The organism is Paenibacillus sp. JT22N1, from assembly GCF_059692155.1.
The window spans coordinates 259,449-275,290 of the sequence record NZ_JCAUAW010000005.1; the positions used below are offsets into that span (position 1 = coordinate 259,449).

15 protein-coding genes, 4 tRNA genes and 1 riboswitch are annotated in these 15,842 nt (G+C 43.4%); of the genes, 12 read left to right on the forward strand and 7 right to left on the reverse strand.

The genetic code is table 11. From position 1 onward, the window contains the following. Positions 1 to 258: 258 nt before the first annotated feature. The 4 genes from AC58UU_RS12280 to AC58UU_RS12295 all read right to left on the reverse strand — a co-directional run bounded on the left by AC58UU_RS12280 (position 259) and on the right by AC58UU_RS12295 (position 2,005). Positions 259 to 426, reverse strand: a complete 168-nt coding sequence (locus tag AC58UU_RS12280) for a hypothetical protein (protein WP_497315932.1) — start codon at positions 424 to 426, stop codon at positions 259 to 261. A gap of 95 nt (positions 427 to 521) precedes the next feature. Further along, positions 522 to 1,028, reverse strand: coding sequence for a hypothetical protein (locus tag AC58UU_RS12285; RefSeq protein ID WP_497315934.1), 507 nt, complete (start codon positions 1,026 to 1,028; stop codon positions 522 to 524). 326 nt (positions 1,029 to 1,354) lie between these two features. Further along, positions 1,355 to 1,519 (reverse strand): cortex morphogenetic protein CmpA, encoded by a 165-nt coding sequence (gene cmpA, locus AC58UU_RS12290; RefSeq protein WP_090818813.1) that lies wholly within the window; start codon positions 1,517 to 1,519, stop codon positions 1,355 to 1,357. 132 nt (positions 1,520 to 1,651) lie between these two features. Then, positions 1,652 to 2,005 carry a hydrolase/acyltransferase gene (locus AC58UU_RS12295; protein ID WP_497315936.1) on the reverse strand — a complete coding sequence of 118 codons (354 nt, stop codon included), beginning with the start codon at positions 2,003 to 2,005 and terminating at the stop codon, positions 1,652 to 1,654. 114 nt (positions 2,006 to 2,119) lie between these two features. On the opposite strand from AC58UU_RS12295, the gene AC58UU_RS12300 reads away from it, so the two are divergent. The 4 genes from AC58UU_RS12300 to AC58UU_RS12315 all read left to right on the forward strand — a co-directional run bounded on the left by AC58UU_RS12300 (position 2,120) and on the right by AC58UU_RS12315 (position 4,682). Then, complete coding sequence (locus AC58UU_RS12300) at positions 2,120 to 2,593, forward strand: SprT family protein (RefSeq protein ID WP_497315938.1); 474 nt, start codon at positions 2,120 to 2,122, stop codon at positions 2,591 to 2,593. A 19-nt stretch (positions 2,594 to 2,612) separates the two neighbouring features. Further along, a tRNA-Asn gene (locus tag AC58UU_RS12305) sits at positions 2,613 to 2,688 on the forward strand. An 8-nt stretch (positions 2,689 to 2,696) separates the two neighbouring features. After that, positions 2,697 to 2,785 (forward strand) — tRNA-Ser (locus tag AC58UU_RS12310). Positions 2,786 to 2,939: 154 nt separating this feature from the next. Continuing rightward, on the forward strand, positions 2,940 to 4,682 hold the full coding sequence (locus AC58UU_RS12315) for a methyl-accepting chemotaxis protein (RefSeq protein ID WP_497315940.1): 1,743 nt from the start codon (positions 2,940 to 2,942) through the stop codon (positions 4,680 to 4,682). Between the two features lie 57 nt (positions 4,683 to 4,739). On the opposite strand, the gene corA is transcribed toward AC58UU_RS12315, so the two are convergent. Beyond that, positions 4,740 to 5,669, reverse strand: a complete 930-nt coding sequence (gene corA / locus AC58UU_RS12320; RefSeq protein ID WP_497315942.1) for a magnesium/cobalt transporter CorA — start codon at positions 5,667 to 5,669, stop codon at positions 4,740 to 4,742. A gap of 150 nt (positions 5,670 to 5,819) precedes the next feature. Here corA and AC58UU_RS12325 point away from each other — a divergent pair. Next, positions 5,820 to 5,891: transfer RNA gene (locus AC58UU_RS12325), tRNA-Glu, on the forward strand. 18 nt (positions 5,892 to 5,909) lie between these two features. Next, positions 5,910 to 5,991, forward strand: a tRNA-Leu gene (locus tag AC58UU_RS12330). Between the two features lie 618 nt (positions 5,992 to 6,609). Here AC58UU_RS12330 and AC58UU_RS12335 read toward each other — a convergent pair. Further along, positions 6,610 to 7,011: a cytochrome-c oxidase gene (locus AC58UU_RS12335; protein WP_497315944.1), complete on the reverse strand. Its 402-nt coding sequence runs from the start codon at positions 7,009 to 7,011 to the stop codon at positions 6,610 to 6,612. A gap of 171 nt (positions 7,012 to 7,182) precedes the next feature. Between AC58UU_RS12335 and AC58UU_RS12340 the strand changes: the two genes are divergently transcribed. Further along, complete coding sequence (locus AC58UU_RS12340) at positions 7,183 to 9,009, forward strand: APC family permease (protein WP_497315946.1); 1,827 nt, start codon at positions 7,183 to 7,185, stop codon at positions 9,007 to 9,009. Positions 9,010 to 9,020: 11 nt separating this feature from the next. On the opposite strand, the gene AC58UU_RS12345 is transcribed toward AC58UU_RS12340, so the two are convergent. Next, complete coding sequence (locus tag AC58UU_RS12345) at positions 9,021 to 9,542, reverse strand: hypothetical protein (protein ID WP_497315948.1); 522 nt, start codon at positions 9,540 to 9,542, stop codon at positions 9,021 to 9,023. A gap of 360 nt (positions 9,543 to 9,902) precedes the next feature. Next, positions 9,903 to 10,073: riboswitch (cyclic di-AMP (ydaO/yuaA leader) on the forward strand. A 117-nt stretch (positions 10,074 to 10,190) separates the two neighbouring features. Between AC58UU_RS12345 and AC58UU_RS12350 the strand changes: the two genes are divergently transcribed. The 5 genes from AC58UU_RS12350 to kdpC all read left to right on the forward strand — a co-directional run bounded on the left by AC58UU_RS12350 (position 10,191) and on the right by kdpC (position 15,800). Then, entirely contained in the window at positions 10,191 to 11,162 is a 972-nt protein-coding gene (locus AC58UU_RS12350; RefSeq protein WP_497315950.1) for a hypothetical protein, read from the forward strand. A gap of 175 nt (positions 11,163 to 11,337) precedes the next feature. Further along, on the forward strand, positions 11,338 to 11,415 hold the full coding sequence (locus tag AC58UU_RS12355) for a potassium-transporting ATPase subunit F (protein WP_082562338.1): 78 nt from the start codon (positions 11,338 to 11,340) through the stop codon (positions 11,413 to 11,415). 47 nt (positions 11,416 to 11,462) lie between these two features. Further along, positions 11,463 to 13,133, forward strand: a complete 1,671-nt coding sequence (kdpA, locus tag AC58UU_RS12360) for a potassium-transporting ATPase subunit KdpA (RefSeq protein WP_497316246.1) — start codon at positions 11,463 to 11,465, stop codon at positions 13,131 to 13,133. Between the two features lie 32 nt (positions 13,134 to 13,165). Next, complete coding sequence (gene kdpB / locus AC58UU_RS12365; RefSeq protein WP_497315952.1) at positions 13,166 to 15,208, forward strand: potassium-transporting ATPase subunit KdpB; 2,043 nt, start codon at positions 13,166 to 13,168, stop codon at positions 15,206 to 15,208. A 28-nt stretch (positions 15,209 to 15,236) separates the two neighbouring features. Next, positions 15,237 to 15,800, forward strand: coding sequence for a potassium-transporting ATPase subunit KdpC (gene kdpC / locus AC58UU_RS12370; RefSeq protein ID WP_497315954.1), 564 nt, complete (start codon positions 15,237 to 15,239; stop codon positions 15,798 to 15,800). The last annotated feature ends 42 nt before the right edge of the window (positions 15,801 to 15,842 follow it).

The following is a 15,842-nucleotide window of genomic DNA, read 5'->3' on the forward strand; positions in this document are numbered from 1 at the left end:
GGACTCTTATTCTGATAAAAATAAAGAATATTAATAATGAAATTTACAAATAAGAGCTTTTAGAGACTTCTATTTCAATATTTTTGGTCGAAATTGCTCAAATAACAGCCTTTAGGGACTCCTATTCGGGAACGAGGGGGGGGCGAGTCTTAGAGTTACTCGTACGCCTAACCAAAAGGCGTTACCGCCATCAGCGAATCTCCACATCATCCTTCCTTAGATTACTCCTACGTCCAAACAAGAGACGTTATCTTGACATCAGCGAATCTCCACATCATCCTTCCTTAAGTTACTCATACGCCCAACCAAGGGGCGTTTCCAACATAAGCCAATCTCCACATCATCCTTCCTTAAGTTATTCGTACGCCTCAACCAAGAGGCGTTGCCAACATCAAACTCCACATCATCCTTCCGTAAGTTACTCACAACGCCCACCTCCGAGCGTCATTTCCATCACCTACCCGACATCATCCTCTCCAACTAGTATCATCAATACTCCCCAACATGGGATGTTAAAGGGTCTATTTATGAACGCGCCCCACATCCTTCAAAGAGTAAACCATTACATTCCGCTGACCAGCGACAAGAGATAGCATCCCCTCCAGGGATAGTCGTTTCAACCATGCCGCAGCGATACGAATATTTACATTGCATTCGGCAGCAACATCCTGAAGTCGTACTTTGCCACTGTGACGCTTGGCTATTTGGATGACTAGTTGCTTCCGCAACACCCACTTGTCAGCTTCTAGGATGGCGATAGGTGAGAGAGGCGGTATTTTAGCAGCAGCCTTTCTCGGTAATAATGGATAAACATTACTTTTTTGAACTTCACTTTTCTTGCCTTTCACTAATCCCGATTGCTCAGGAACAGCATGGTTCCTGCCCTCCATCCCCTGAACTAACGCCATTTCTCTTAAATTCCCCCGCTGAACCATCAATTCAGAACCACTCATCCAACCACCAAACCCGTGACGCCCCAATCCAAGTTCACGCATTTTTCTTAGCCAACCTCTTGTTTTACGTGGCATAATAATCGACTCCCCCTTTTTTTGTACGAAAAAAAGCACACCCGAACCGCAGAAATTCTGCAAGATCGAGTGTGCTTCACTCCGATAATCTATTACATTTATTTACAGTATAGAGGGCACATTTCAAATATGCAACCTTTTTTTAACAAATGTTTACTTTTCTCTGCAAGTAGTAAGTTGCTTTGGTTTGAATTCACTTTTCTCTGCAAGAAGTAAGTTACTTGAATTCACTTTTCTCCGCATGTAATACTTTACTCTGGTTTCACTATGTAAATCAGCATTGCAAAAAAGCCAGCACCCGCTCCGCGCAAGTACTAGCTCTTTTATCAAAATTTACGCTTGCCCGGTCCGTCCGTCGATTGGGTATCAGGCCACTCCTCTTGTGAGCGGCGGGTGCGGTAAAAGTACCAGCTATCATTCAGCAATCGGATTTGTCTGCGGTTTTTGTTCTGGAAGGCCCGCATTAATTGATTACAGAGCCATTGCGGCATATGCCCATCCCCTTCTTCGCCATGTAATAATAGCATATGAAGGATTGCTTCGATGGGTGCAGGTCCTTTTGATTTACGTTACTTTTTGGGTTTGTTTTTTGACTAAGTGTTTTTTGATCGATCTCTTAATGATTAACCCTCAAATTCCTCTTCATACCACTGTTCCAACTGGGCTTGAAGCGCGCGAATTTCAGTCAATAAGGAAATAAGCGGATAAGACTTTTCCTGGATACCAGCGAAGGTCTTTTCCAAACGATTAATGTAATCTAAACCTTGAATTAGGGTGTGCGCTGTGCCAATCAATTCCAAGTCGTCGCATTCTGCAATAGCCCGTGGAAGCTGAGGGACAGAGTCGGCGGTCAATTTCTCTAGTTCTTTGTGTAATCTTTGATTTAGAGCAGTCAATTGATAAGAGTAGGAAGATGGCATTTCAACGAATTCTAATTGTTGTTCGAGCTTAAGAATGACATATCGCATTTGTGGCATAAGGGTTGTTCAAATCCTTTCTTTAGGAAGCTTTCGATCTTCTTTTCTACTTGACAGTATAGCCGTACATACGGTACAAATTCAAGTGAGAACTTGTCAAAGGAGCGAATGGGGATGGAGGATCGGGAGCTGCAGCAATGGATTGAGCAGATCTCTATTGCATCGTTTGGGAGGCCTTTTGTACATCAGGCGCGGTTTAACCGGAGGCTAAGGTCGACGGGCGGGCGCTATTTTACCAAATCCCATGATATCGAAATCAGTTGGATGCAGTGGGAGACATTTGGACGAGATGAGATTGAGAAGATCATTAAGCACGAGCTTTGTCATTATCATTTGCATATATTAAAGCGTGGCTATCAGCATCGCGACAATGATTTCAAAACCTTGCTGGCGCAAGTCGGAGGTACCCGGTTCTGCCGTTCGTTGCCGCGGGCTTCCCAGAAACAGTCCTACAAATACAGGCTGGAATGCGTCAACTGCAAAACCGAATACTTCCGCAAGCGCAAAATGGACGTCCGTAAATACGCATGTGGAAAATGTAGGGGAAAATTGAAATCGTATACACTTGACTTACTAACGCCTTCATAATAAAATAAAACTTATCCATTCCCTGATAGCTCAGTTGGTAGAGCACTCGACTGTTAATCGAGTTGTCACAGGTTCGAGTCCTGTTCGGGGAGCCAGTATCTTTGGAGAGGTACCCAAGTGGCTATAAGGGGACCCTCTGCTAAGGGGTTAGACTGCGTAAGCGGTGCGAGGGTTCGAATCCCTCTCTCTCCGTATCAGAATTAGCTGGAAATAAGCTCAATGGCATTCATGCCGTTGGGCTTATTTTTGTTAGTTAATTACATTCATTTTTAACAGTTTTCTAACATCTTTTAAACGATTTTCCGTTATAGTGATCAAAAATAGATCAATGACGGGGGCAAATTTTGTGGCAAAATTATTATCTATACGTGTACGACTCCTTTTATTGCTATTAGTTCCTTCCATGCTGTATCTAGGCACAAGTGTGTTTTTGCTGCAGCAAAGTAAGTCCAATACGAAAGTATTGGCTTCATCCCTTTATGAAACCACGAATAAAAGCACTTCGCTTATCTTGAATGCCGATCGTGATATGTATCAGGCGTTAACGGCTTACCAGCTGTTGGTTTCGGGAACATTAACTGCGGAAGAGAAGACGAAGCAGCTTAAAGCTTTAAAAGACAATATCGATCAAACGAATACAAGAGTTGGACAAGCGGCTGATATTATGAATGCTAAACAGTTGTTACAAACAGCGCATACAGAGACGAAGCAAACCATTGAGCAGAACATAGCTGGCTTTCATACGTCCTTTGACCAATGGGCGAAAGAAGCGAATGCCGTTGTTCAGTCCTCGAGTACAGGAAAAGGGATTATTAATGACGCTAAATTATTAGCAACTTTCGAAAAAGGCCGCGAGGGCATGAATCAAATCGGTGAAATTTTGGATGCCTATGCGAAATCAAGTATTGAAGAGATCGAGGCTCAAAATGATAAAACGGCAAAAACGATCTACCTATCTGTCGCTATTATTATCATTTTGCTCATGTCAGCAGGATGGATGGTTATTAATAAAATCATGAAAACGGTCAAAAACATCGTGAAAGTTACCAGCCAAGTAGCGGCAGGAGATCTTCGTCATGAGCCTCAGGTCAAGTATACCAAGTGCGAACTAGGCAAAATCACAGAATCGGTAGATATTATGGTTTCGAAAATTAAAGGGTTGATCGGTACGATCGCCCACAATACGCAGTTCGTGCACGACGCTTCTGTCGAGCTTTCGGATAGTTCCAAGGAATCGGCCACGGCCTCTGAGCATGTCGCTACCAGTATTCAAGAAATGACGCAGGACGTCGAAGTACAGGCAAGAAGCAGCGCAGAAACGAGCCGAGCGATTGAGGAAATGACGATTGGGATTCAAAGAGTGGCTGAAAATTCAGGCGTTATGGCAGAGCACTCCTCCTTAACTTCTCGACATGCCGAACTTGGCAATGACTTGCTTAGGAAGCTGCAGCAGCAAATCGTGAACATGTTGAAATCGATCGAGCAGCTCTCACAAACCGTACAATCCTTAACACGTAAATCCGATGAGATTGGTCTTATTGCATCGAGCATTACAACGTTTGCGAATCAAACGAACCTGTTGTCATTGAATGCTTCCATCGAGGCAGCTAGAGCGGGTGAGCACGGCAAAGGGTTTAACGTTGTTGCGAATGAAATTCGTAAGCTTGCCTCGCAATCTATCGAGTCAGCCGAAGGAATTAATCAGTTAATTCATGAGACGAGAGTTGAGATCGCCAGTGTTTCTAATTCCATGAATGTAACCAAGCAGGAAGCTAGTGCGGGATCGAGCATGATGCAGGAAGTGAACCAAAGCTTCCATACCATTATGCAATCGGTGACACACATTGTGACGCAAATTCATGAGACTTCAGCGATCACTCAGCAAATGTCGGCAAGCTCTGAGGAGATTTCTGCGACAATGGACCAATCGGCATCGAGTTCAACGCATATTTTGAACAAATCCCAAGGGGTTGCTGCTGCAACTGAGGAGCAGTTAGCGATGATGCAGAATATAGCTGCTGCCTCCGAACAGCTTAGGTCCGTAGTAGATACTTTGAATGAATCTGTTTCTTACTTTAAAATGAAATAGCTGCTAATAGTAAAAAGGCACCCCTGTGATGGTTCACGGTGGAGTGCCTTTTATTCGTTAAAACCAATGTTTACGTTTAAAGTAATACCACATCACACAGCTTAAGATGACCATAAGAATCCAGACATACAGATACCCATAATCCCAACTCAGCTCGGGAATATATTTGAAATTCATGCCGTACAGTCCGACGATAAAAGTCAGAGGAAGAAAGATTGTGCTAAAGATCGTTAATGTCTTCATAATTTCATTCATCCGGTCGGACTTCATACTCATTTGGAGCTCGAGAAGACCGGTTAGTGATTCCCGGAAAATGTCCAAAGAATCCACGACTCGTGAGATGTGGTCCATGATATCCAGGAAATAGACATCATCTTCTTCAAGTGTGTAGGGGAAGGAGTGGTGGGCGATAGCGGAAAGGGTAATTCGTTCCTCCACAATGACGCGGCGCAGCTGATGCATACTCCGTTTAAGTTGGAAAATATCCTGTGCAATGCGAATCCTAGGGTTTCGATACACGGCCTGTTCCATGCTATTCAGGCGATCATCAAAATGATCCGCAACGACGGAATAATCATCGACACAACGATCGAGTATCGCATGAAGAATGGCTCCTGGATGACTTAATCGACCTTCGACTTCTTGGCAGGTATGGTAAAGCTGATCTATGAAGGGGAGTTTGTCCTTGTATACGGTTATAACAAAATTTGCTCCGATCACGATCCCTATTTCCTGCGGCTCAAGCTGCTCGGATACCGCAAAGAAGGTTAGAAAAATATGATTCTTATACGTATCCATCTTCGGTCGTTGGTTCAGCTTAATCGCATCCTCAACGAGTAGAGGGTGGCACTTGTATAAGTCGCCTAAGACATGTTTGACATCGTCAGGAGAGGGGTTCTCCATTCTCACCCAAGCTACTTCGTTCGGACCGGGAACGCGTGCCGTTTCCTCATGGACCGTTCCATGGGTAGATTCATAAATTAGCATGAAAGAAAAGCACCTCGAGTATTTTGAATTGGACTCAGCATACCATATTTGCCCATAAGCATTCCAGATTTTGTGCTTGTCAACTGCGACAGAATCTATTATAATTACAAATGTCGTCAAAATGGCCTGCAAAGGCTTACAGACATTCGTGGCCCGTTGGTCAAGTGGTTAAGACACCTCCCTTTCACGGAGGTAACAGGGGTTCGAGTCCCCTACGGGTCATTTTTACTTTTATACCTCGCGGTCGTGGTGGAACGGCAGACACACCATCTTGAGGGGGTGGCGCTCACAAGGCGTGAGGGTTCAAATCCCTCCGACCGCATCCCAGTTTTACAAGCAGGAAACCCTTACTAGTTAAGGGTTTTTTTGTTTTAATTGCGAATTTAAAAAAGCCCCGAAGGGCTTTACAGTAACAGTTGCAGTCCATATTCATGCTGCTATGACTTCTACTCATGTATAACATACCAAGTGCCGTGAAGCCGAATGTATCCCGTTACATTCACTGACTTCGGTTTGAACCACCAGAATATCCGTTTCAAGGCTACACAACCTTTCGTATGAGCGCTACGCTCTATAGTCTGTCAATGGCCCTGTCTGTTAAGTGATAGGCTAAGAATGCATCCCAAGGGAGCTGCTGGTATGTTTGAAAAATTTAACTAATCAAATAAAGTGATGCGACGCCCAGTATGGGAACTACAAAGAGCATGATCCCGAGTCGAATTGAAATTAAATCTTCGTGTGAGTACACTGAAGCCACAACCTTTCTATGTATAGTACGATATTTATTCAATTTAAGTCTTGTCGAATCCTTTGATGAAAAAACACTACTTTTGTCAGCTTGCTTTTTTGTCAAAAAAAAGAAACCACTCATAGGTGGTCTTATAGCAGTCGCCCGAGCTTTTCTCGATCGTTCATGTCATTATGGGCCTATCCAATCAGCTTAAACAGATATGTCTTTCTTCTGTTTAACGGACGCGCTGCCAAGTTGTAGAAACAGATTAATCGTAAACAAGACAACGCCAACAACTACGAGCAGAGAGCTGACAATAACAACAGGCAGCAAGACTGAATTCCCGGATACGATTTCAATGGCGAGACCGATTTGCATAACGGGTAGGCCAATATTATGTAACCAAAAGTGAGTTTTAGCAAGGCGAGTGTCTGCTGCATGTGGATAGAAGTGATAGATGACCCCGAACAAAGCCATGGAAACCCATCCGAGCAAATTGAAATGAGCGTGTACGGAAGCGAGTCTAAAATCTTGCATGATTCCCATGGTCATACCTAGAAGCACACCTACCGTAAAATAAATCGCCGCAATTTTCAAAAATGTCTTTGCCATCCTCGTAATCCCTCCTCAAATATGCCTTACACTAATATTGTATGTTTTATACAACAAATTGCAATGCGTTAGGAATCAAATCGTATGATCAATATCCAAAATTAATGATTCTTTTTTCTCACAAATGGGTAAAATGAAATGAACTTAAAAAACCATGGCGGGTGTAAAATCATGTTATCTGTAATTAAACGATTTTTAATCGGTCAGCCATTAAAGTCAAACGAACTAGGGGAACAAAAGCTTAATAAAAAGAAAGCTTTAGCTATCCTCTCTTCCGACGCTTTATCATCCGTTGCCTATGGGCCTGAGCAGATTCTACTAGTTTTGATTACCGTAAGTGCTGCAGCTTACTGGTACACAATCCCTATCGCAATAGGCGTTCTGTTTCTTCTATTGGCACTTATTTTGTCATATCAACAAATCATATATGCCTATCCGCACGGAGGCGGGGCTTATGTCGTATCGAAGGAAAATCTCGGGATGAACGCGGGTTTATTTGCAGGAGGATCGCTTTTAGTTGATTACATACTAACAGTGGCAGTCAGTATCTCGGCGGGTACGGATGCCATTACTTCTGCCTTTCCGCACTTACATCCTTATAATGTAGTTATTGCCATCTTACTTGTTATTTTCATTACGATCTTAAATCTCAGGGGTATAACGGAGTCGGCTTCTATTTTAGCTTATCCTGTGTATCTATTTGTTCTGGCTTTGTTTATCTTAATTGGAGTCGGATTATTCAACATTGTAACCGGGAAAGTCTCAGCTGAACTGCATGCTCCAATTGGCACTCCCGTTGCAGGGATATCCTTGTTTTTATTACTAAGAGCATTCTCATCGGGGAGTTCTGCTTTAACAGGGGTTGAAGCTATCTCTAATGCAATTCCGAACTTCGAAGATTCAGCTCCCAAAAATGCTTCCAAGACATTGATGGCTATGGGCATATTGCTTGCCATTTTATTCGCAGGAGTCGTTTATCTAGCGTATTACTATGGGATATCTCCCAAAGAAAAGGAAACGGTTGTCTCACAAATTGCTGCTGCAACGTTCGGCAGAAATTTCATGTATTACATCATCCAAGGTACAACAGCTATGATTCTTGTTCTCGCTGCGAATACGGGATATTCCGCTTTCCCCTTACTGGCTGTTAATCTGGCCAAGGATAAATTTATAGCAAGGATGTTTACGATTAGAGGAGATCGACTTGGGTATTCAAACGGGATCATTTTCCTGGCAGTTACATCGATCTTGTTAATCATCCTTTTCAAAGGAAAAACGGAGCATTTAATCCCTCTGTATGCTGTCGGAGTGTTCATTCCATTTACCTTAGCTCAGACGGGGATGCTGGTGAAATGGATCCGTGAGAAACCGAAAGGCTGGATTGTTAAATTAACGATAAATTTAGTTGGAGCATTCATGAGCTTCACGGTCATGATGATTTTCTTTATTACCAAGTTTGGGCAGGTATGGTCCGTGCTCATCTTTTTGCCCCTCATTGTTTTTATTTTTCATCAAATCAAGAAACACTACGAGGCCGTTGGCGAACAATTACGAATAACAACTTGCGAACCAGCGATTCCTATAGAAGGAAATGTGATGATTGTGCCTGTTGCAGGCATTACGCATGTGGTAGAGAACTCCTTGAATTATGCCAAATCGCTTTCGCCAGATCAGATCATCGCCGTATATGTGGCTTTCGAAAGAGACGCTGAGAAACAATTTGAGGAGAAATGGAACAAGTGGCAACCCGATATAAGGCTGGTGACGTTACATTCCCAGTATCGGAGCATTGTTCAACCACTGACGAAATTTATTGATACGGTCGAGCATAAGGCAGCTGAATCGAATTTTCGGGTAACGGTCCTAATCCCGCAGTTTATTCCTAAGAAAAGTTGGCAAAATATTCTCCATAACCAATCTAGCTTACTTATCCGAGCTTTTCTGCTTTATAGAAGGAACCTTATTGTAACAACAGTGCCGTACCATTTGAAAAAATAAATAGGGTGGCCTTACTTCACAGTAAGGCTGCTTTTTTTATACGTAAGCTCGACCTGATGCTCTTCATTCACCTGATTAATGAACGCATGAAGCTCTTCCTCTGTTTCACATACGGCTGAATGCTCCAACCAAATAAAGAACTTTTTCTTGTGCACGGCTGAAACATGCAGAGGGTATTTGTCCCGAGATTTTAAAATATACAACCCTGAGGAAACTTCATTCCAAGGTGATTTGAAAATCGTACGGATGGATAATCGAGTTCGATTCTCCCAATCCTGCTTTTTTTGTTTGATTCTTAAGGATTGATACATAGTCAGAATGATAGGAAGATTGGATATTTCGGTCCATTTTGAAAATCCTGCCTGGATGGCTTGTTGTGTGATTCCCGATTTTTCTTTGCAAAACCAATAACCAAGGATAATAGGTTGATTATTTTCTTCTAGCCATATGACACCAAACCACTGATAATCTAGAAGGATTGGATTTAACAAATGGGGGGCTATCCCTAAATAATAACGGGCAGATGTAGACATAAATCTTCTCCTTTTCGAAATTAGGATCTAAGTGGCCGTGTACGAATATGGCCTAATTGTAACGTTGAACCGTATAAAAAGGGGGTAAAGAATCAAGAGCAGCGTATAAAAATAGAATAAAAACGCAAGCAGGCTGCGCGGCTGTTTACGGCCGGATTCCGGCAGAGGTGGGATAGTTCATTAACTACAAAATAACAATAACGATAGAAAAGCGAAGCATTTCTATCGATAATGAACGTGTTGTCCGATTGGACGCGCTTTCTTTTGCCGGATATGCCCAGAAATACGGAATAGCGTCTCTCCACAGCGTTTTACAATAATTGCTAAGAGGCGTAGCATTCTTTTCAACAACTTCACAACAAGTTTCAAACGCTGAGTCCCCGCAAGGGGAGCGGGGGAACCAATCAGAAGCCGAATGTATGTAAATAACGGTTTCTCGGGGTGAATCCAAAGCAAGCACAGCTTGCCAAGGTAGGGCACTTCCAAGCCCGAATCCGACAGCTAACCTCGTAAGCGTATGGGAGAGAACCGCTTTCTATCGTGCCTTTCACAGCCCGTTTATTAACGCTGCAAGAAGCCCGAGAGTAGAGATTCTCTGCTCTTAGGCTTCTTTTTGTTGTTCAAAAATTTGAGGAGAGTGAATCTGTTATGTATCCAGAACCCCTGACACTATTAAAAGAAGAAGATGAATGTACCAAGGAATGTAAGATTACCCGTATAGAATGTTTTCGATTTGACTGTGAACTATCCGATAAGCTGCAGCCTGGACATGGCACTGATTGTCATTGCGGTTTACTCACGATTTCAACAAATCTCGGAAAATACGGTTTAGGGGAATTCGTGATTCCATGCGGCAACATGAAGGGGGATTTCGTTCAATGGGCTGCTGTTTTTCAGCGAATCAAAGGTCGTACCCTTACGGACGGTTTGCAGTATGTTCATCAGAAACAAGAGGCATGGGGAGAAGCTAGAACACATTTAATTGAAACGGTTTTATTGATCTATCTGAAAAGCTTAAGCACTCATCTGCGAGCAAAAAAGAACTTAGCTTCCTATGGGATCGCACTTATTTATTTGACCATTCTGGGGCGTATATCTCTTTCTGAGTTAATCAAATTTTTATGCTTTTTTTATACGGATACTATACATTCTTTACCCCCTTTTTATACGGTTCGGCGTTACAATATGTCAGGAAAGGGGGCGGTGATCGTCATGCAAAGTGATTGTTTGCTGATAGCTGCGCCGACCAAGGCAGGCGAGGACTTTATGAAACAGGTAAAGTTGGTTGGTTTACCTTTTATTGCATTAACCAACAACAAGATGGAGAAACTCAAGCTTGAGGGGCAGGGCGTGAAACAAATTATCCAAGTGAATACGTCGGAACCTGGCATATCCATCATTCCCGACTATCCGATTGGAAACGTCATTCTATTTGAAGAAAGTTTGCCCTTATGCTGCAGGTATATCCAGATATGCCGCGGCTTAACCTCTAGACCCATTTATGTCATTACGCAAAGCGTGAATCCCCGGTTGATTTACAAAGGATTGGGCGCTGATTATGTCATTTATTCTAAAAATGGTGATGCAAAGTTTTTGCTGCCATCTTTTAAAAATAAATAAATGATTGAGGTTTTGTCTGATTTCAAGGAGGTGTGTTATGTACAACGATGTAACGATTATCTTATTAATCGCAGTTTCGTTTTTAGGATTTTGGGGATTTTTAAAATTTTGTGAAAAAGCGTGAGCTCATGTACCGAAACGAGTGTTTTGACCAATCCTTTTAGGAGGCAAGCATATGATTGTTATTGGACTAATTGCATTTGCTATTATGGTGTATCTCGGTTTTGTTTTAGTAAAGCCAGAGAAATTTTAATTGTAGAATATGAACTTATGTAAGCAGGGGGAGAACCTACTATGGGTATGGGATTGTTACAGGTAGTCATCACACTGGGGATTATTATGCTTTTGGTGAAGCCTGTGGGTAGTTATTTGGTTAAAGTGTTTGGAAATGAAAAGAGTCGCCTTGATCGTGTTTTTGGTCCTTTTGAGCGTGCATCCTATCGTTTGATGGGTGTTAAAGAAGAGGAAGCGATGGGCTGGAAAAAGTATTTAGGAGCCGTATTATTACTCAATTTGGTCATGATGCTCTTGATTTATGCGGTGTTTCGACTTCAAAAATACCTGCCTCTAAATCCAGATAGCATCGGTAATATGCCTCCGGCTTTAGCTTTTAATACAGCTGTTTCTTTTATTACAAATACGAACTGGCAAGCATACAGCGGTGAAAATACATTGTCCTATTTCTCTCAAATGGTGGCAATTACATTCCCAATGTTTACATCAGCTGCAACTGGATTTGCAGTGGCGGTTGCATTTATTCGCGGTTTAATTGGTCGACAAGATAATCTCGGTAACTTCTACGTGGATATAACTAGGGCGATTATAAGGGTGTTTCTACCACTTAGCTTCATTGTTGCCTTAGTTTTAGTTTTTCAAGGTATCCCGCAAACATTGCTGGGAGCCGTGCAGGCTACAACAATTGAAGGAGCCCAGCAAACGATTACTCGCGGACTAGTGGCTTCACTGGAATCGATTAAGCATATCGGTACGAATGGTGGCGGGTGGTTCGGTACGAATGCAGCGCATCCTTTTGAAAATCCAACACCGGTGTCCAACTTGATCCATATTATTTGTATGATGCTGCTGCCTACATCACTGGTTTACGCATTTGGATTAATGATTAAGAACAAAAAGCAAGGCTGGACGATCTTTGCTGCTATGGGGATCATTTTTATCGTGATGTTGTCAACGGTATTCTATGCCGAGTATCGCGGTATAACGGCGATTGATGCGATGGGCGTACATGGCAACATGGAAGGCAAGGAAGTAAGGTTTGGGTTGTCTGAGACTGCCCTATTTACAGCCGTAACCACAGCTGCAACAACAGGCAGTGTAAACGCGATGCATGAGTCGCTTACTCCACTCGGAAGCATCGCCCCATTTGCAGAAATGATGTTGAACAATGTGTTCGGGGGTAAAGGGGTAGGCTTGTTAAACGGGTTGCTTTACCTCATTTTATCGGTTTTCATCTGTGGACTAATGGTAGGGCGAACGCCAGAGTTTTTAGGTAAAAAAATTGAGGGCAAAGAAGTAAAGTTAGCGGCAATCGCTATTCTGATCCATCCGCTCATTATTTTGGCGCCGACGGCGTGGGCACTAATACGGCCTGAATCCGTTACTTCTATAGCCAATCAGGGCATGCATGGTCTTTCTGAAGTGCTGTATGCTTTCACGTCTGGTGCGGCTAATAACGGATCTGCCTTTGGCGGTTTGACTGCAAATACGAACTTCTACAACTTGGGTATCGGTATGGTCATGCTGTTTGGCCGTTACATTTCAATCATCGCAATGTTGGCGATTGCCGGTTCACTTGCTACTAAACGTGTAGTTCCTGTTACGACAGGCACATTGCGCACAAATACACCCTTATTTATGGGGATTTTAATCATGATTATTTTAGTTATTGGTGCTCTAACGTTCTTCCCGGCGCTGGCATTGGGGCCGATTGCTGAACACTTGGCGGCGCGTTAACGGATAAACGTAATAGAGAGGGAGGATTTACCATGGCAGTAGAACGTAAAAAAACAATGACAAAAGAAATTATGAATCAAGCTATCGTTGATTCGTTTAAAAAATTAAATCCTTGGGTGATGATCAAAAATCCGGTTATGTTTGTGGTTGAGATTGGTACGGTCATCACGCTTCTGCTTTCACTCACACCTGATCTTTTTGGTACCACAGAAGTGGGGCGGGGATATAATATCGCGGTGTTTTTGATCTTGCTTTTCACCTTGCTTTTCGCTAATTTCGCGGAAGCTTTGGCCGAAGGGCGAGGCAAGGCACAGGCCGATTCCCTGCGGAAGACGAAATCCGATACGAAAGCTCGTTTAGTTCAAAAGGATGGCTCTTATAAGGAAGTGTCTTCGACTTCTCTTCGTAAGGGAGACTTAGTCCGCATTGAAATCGGTGAGATCATCCCCTCAGATGGCGAAATTATTGAAGGTTTGGCCTCCATTGATGAGTCAGCTATTACAGGGGAGTCCGCTCCGGTCATTAAGGAAGCAGGCGGCGACTTCTCATCCGTAACAGGTGGAACACGTGTCGCTTCTGACTATATCGTTGTCAAAGTAACGACCGATCCCGGCGAATCGTTCTTGGATCGCATGATTGCACTCGTGGAAGGCGCCAAACGACAAAAAACACCGAATGAAATTGCATTAACGACGCTGCTTGCTGTACTGACCTTGATTTTCTTAATCGTCATTGTGACCATGGTACCTATGGCGAAGTATTTGGATGTGAAATTGGAGATTTCCACACTAATTGCATTGCTGGTCTGTCTCATTCCGACGACAATCGGTGGACTCTTGTCAGCTATCGGTATCGCTGGTATGGACCGCGTGACTCAGTTCAACGTGCTTGCCATGTCAGGTAAAGCGGTTGAAGCTGCGGGCGACATCGATACGATGATTCTTGATAAAACGGGGACGATCACCTTCGGGAATCGGATGGCTTCGGAGTTCGTACCAGTAAATGGTGTAGCTGCTAAAGACATCACTTTTACATCCTTACAAGCATCAGTGAAAGACGAAACTCCTGAGGGACGCTCCATTGTGGAGCTTGCGAATAAGCTTGGGGAGACATGGCAAGCAGATAGCTATAAAGGTGCAGAAGTGGTGGAGTTTACCGCTGAAACACGGATGTCGGGGCTTAATTTAGCTGATGGTAAACAAATCCGCAAGGGCGCGGTCGACGCGATTAAGAAATATGTAGCAGCTATGGGCGGGAAAATTCCCAGTGATTTAGAAGCGATCACAAACCGAATTGCCAAAGCCGGAGGCACTCCGCTGGCAGTCGCAATTAACGAACGGATTTATGGCGTTATTTACCTCAAGGATACGGTAAAACCTGGCTTGAAGGAACGATTTGCGGAACTACGCGCAATGGGTATCAAAACGGTCATGTGTACTGGGGATAACCCACTGACAGCTGCGACGATTGCTCTTGAAGCTGGTGTTGACGAATTTATTGCTGAAGCGAAACCGGAAGATAAAATTGCCGCGATCAAAAAAGAGCAGCAAGAAGGTAAACTCGTAGCGATGACAGGCGACGGAACGAATGACGCTCCTGCGCTTGCTCAAGCCGATGTAGGTCTTGCGATGAATTCAGGCACAATGGCCGCGAAAGAAGCCGCCAACATGATCGATTTGGATTCCGATCCGACTAAGCTGCTTTCTGTAATTTCCATCGGTAAACAGCTGCTGATCACTCGTGGAGCCTTAACAACATTTTCTATCGCCAACGACATTGCCAAATATTTCGCGATCATTCCTGCGATGTTTATTCTAGCTATGCCGCAGCTGCAGGCCTTGAATATTATGAATCTGGCTTCGCCGGAATCGGCCATTTTATCAGCGCTCATATTCAATGCCATCATCATTCCCCTGCTGATCCCCATTGCCATGAAGGGTGTTAAGTACCGGGCGATGTCAGCAGATAAATTGTTGTCACGTAATATTCTGCTCTATGGTTTAGGCGGTGTGGTCATGCCTTTCATCGGGATTAAAATCATTGATATGGTACTTCACGGATTAAATATCGTTTAAAGAGAAAGAGAAACGAGGAGATAGCTTTATGAAATCGGTTTTTATAGCTGTTCGGGTGTCTTTATTGTTCATGATCGTTTGTGGGCTCATCTATCCACTCGTAACGACAGGTGTTGCTCAGGTCCTATTCCCTAAACAAGCGAATGGAAGTCTCATAGAATCAGGCGGTGTCGTGATTGGATCGGAATTATTGGCTCAAGCCTTTGAGTCTCCAAAGCTTTTTCAACCAAGAGCATCTGCTGCCAAGTATGATCCGACTGCATCATCGGGTTCCAATACAGCGGTGGCTTCAAGCGATTATGCTGCGGCAATGGCAGAGAAAATTGATTCCTTGAAGAAAGAAAATCCTAATCTAACGGAAATACCGGCCGACTTAGTCGCTGTCTCCGGTTCCGGTTTTGATCCGGATTTGTCTCCGGAAGGGGCTAAAGCCCAAGTGCCGAGAATTAGCAAGGAAACGGGGATCTCTGAGAAAAATCTCAATGACCTCGTCGATAAGCTTTCAAAAACGCGCCAACTTGGAGTTTTCGGTGAGCCTAGAGTCAATGTGACCGAATTAAATATGGAACTGCTGAAGCAAGTGAAATTGTGAGGTAAGCAGGCTGCCACTCTCGTTAATATTGAGAGTGGTTTC

Coding starts and splice junctions, on each gene's coding strand:
- AC58UU_RS12350 (WP_497315950.1), top strand. CDS start 10,191: ATGTATCCAGAACCCCTGACACTATTAAAAGAAGAAGATGAATGTACC.
- AC58UU_RS12335 (WP_497315944.1), bottom strand. CDS start 7,011: ATGGCAAAGACATTTTTGAAAATTGCGGCGATTTATTTTACGGTAGGT.
- kdpC (WP_497315954.1), top strand. CDS start 15,237: ATGAAATCGGTTTTTATAGCTGTTCGGGTGTCTTTATTGTTCATGATC.
- AC58UU_RS12340 (WP_497315946.1), top strand. CDS start 7,183: ATGTTATCTGTAATTAAACGATTTTTAATCGGTCAGCCATTAAAGTCA.
- AC58UU_RS12345 (WP_497315948.1), bottom strand. CDS start 9,542: ATGTCTACATCTGCCCGTTATTATTTAGGGATAGCCCCCCATTTGTTA.
- corA (WP_497315942.1), bottom strand. CDS start 5,669: ATGCTAATTTATGAATCTACCCATGGAACGGTCCATGAGGAAACGGCA.
- AC58UU_RS12295 (WP_497315936.1), bottom strand. CDS start 2,005: ATGCCACAAATGCGATATGTCATTCTTAAGCTCGAACAACAATTAGAA.
- AC58UU_RS12300 (WP_497315938.1), top strand. CDS start 2,120: ATGGAGGATCGGGAGCTGCAGCAATGGATTGAGCAGATCTCTATTGCA.
- kdpB (WP_497315952.1), top strand. CDS start 13,166: ATGGCAGTAGAACGTAAAAAAACAATGACAAAAGAAATTATGAATCAA.
- cmpA (WP_090818813.1), bottom strand. CDS start 1,519: ATGCCGCAATGGCTCTGTAATCAATTAATGCGGGCCTTCCAGAACAAA.
- AC58UU_RS12285 (WP_497315934.1), bottom strand. CDS start 1,028: ATGCCACGTAAAACAAGAGGTTGGCTAAGAAAAATGCGTGAACTTGGA.
- AC58UU_RS12355 (WP_082562338.1), top strand. CDS start 11,338: ATGATTGTTATTGGACTAATTGCATTTGCTATTATGGTGTATCTCGGT.
- kdpA (WP_497316246.1), top strand. CDS start 11,463: ATGGGATTGTTACAGGTAGTCATCACACTGGGGATTATTATGCTTTTG.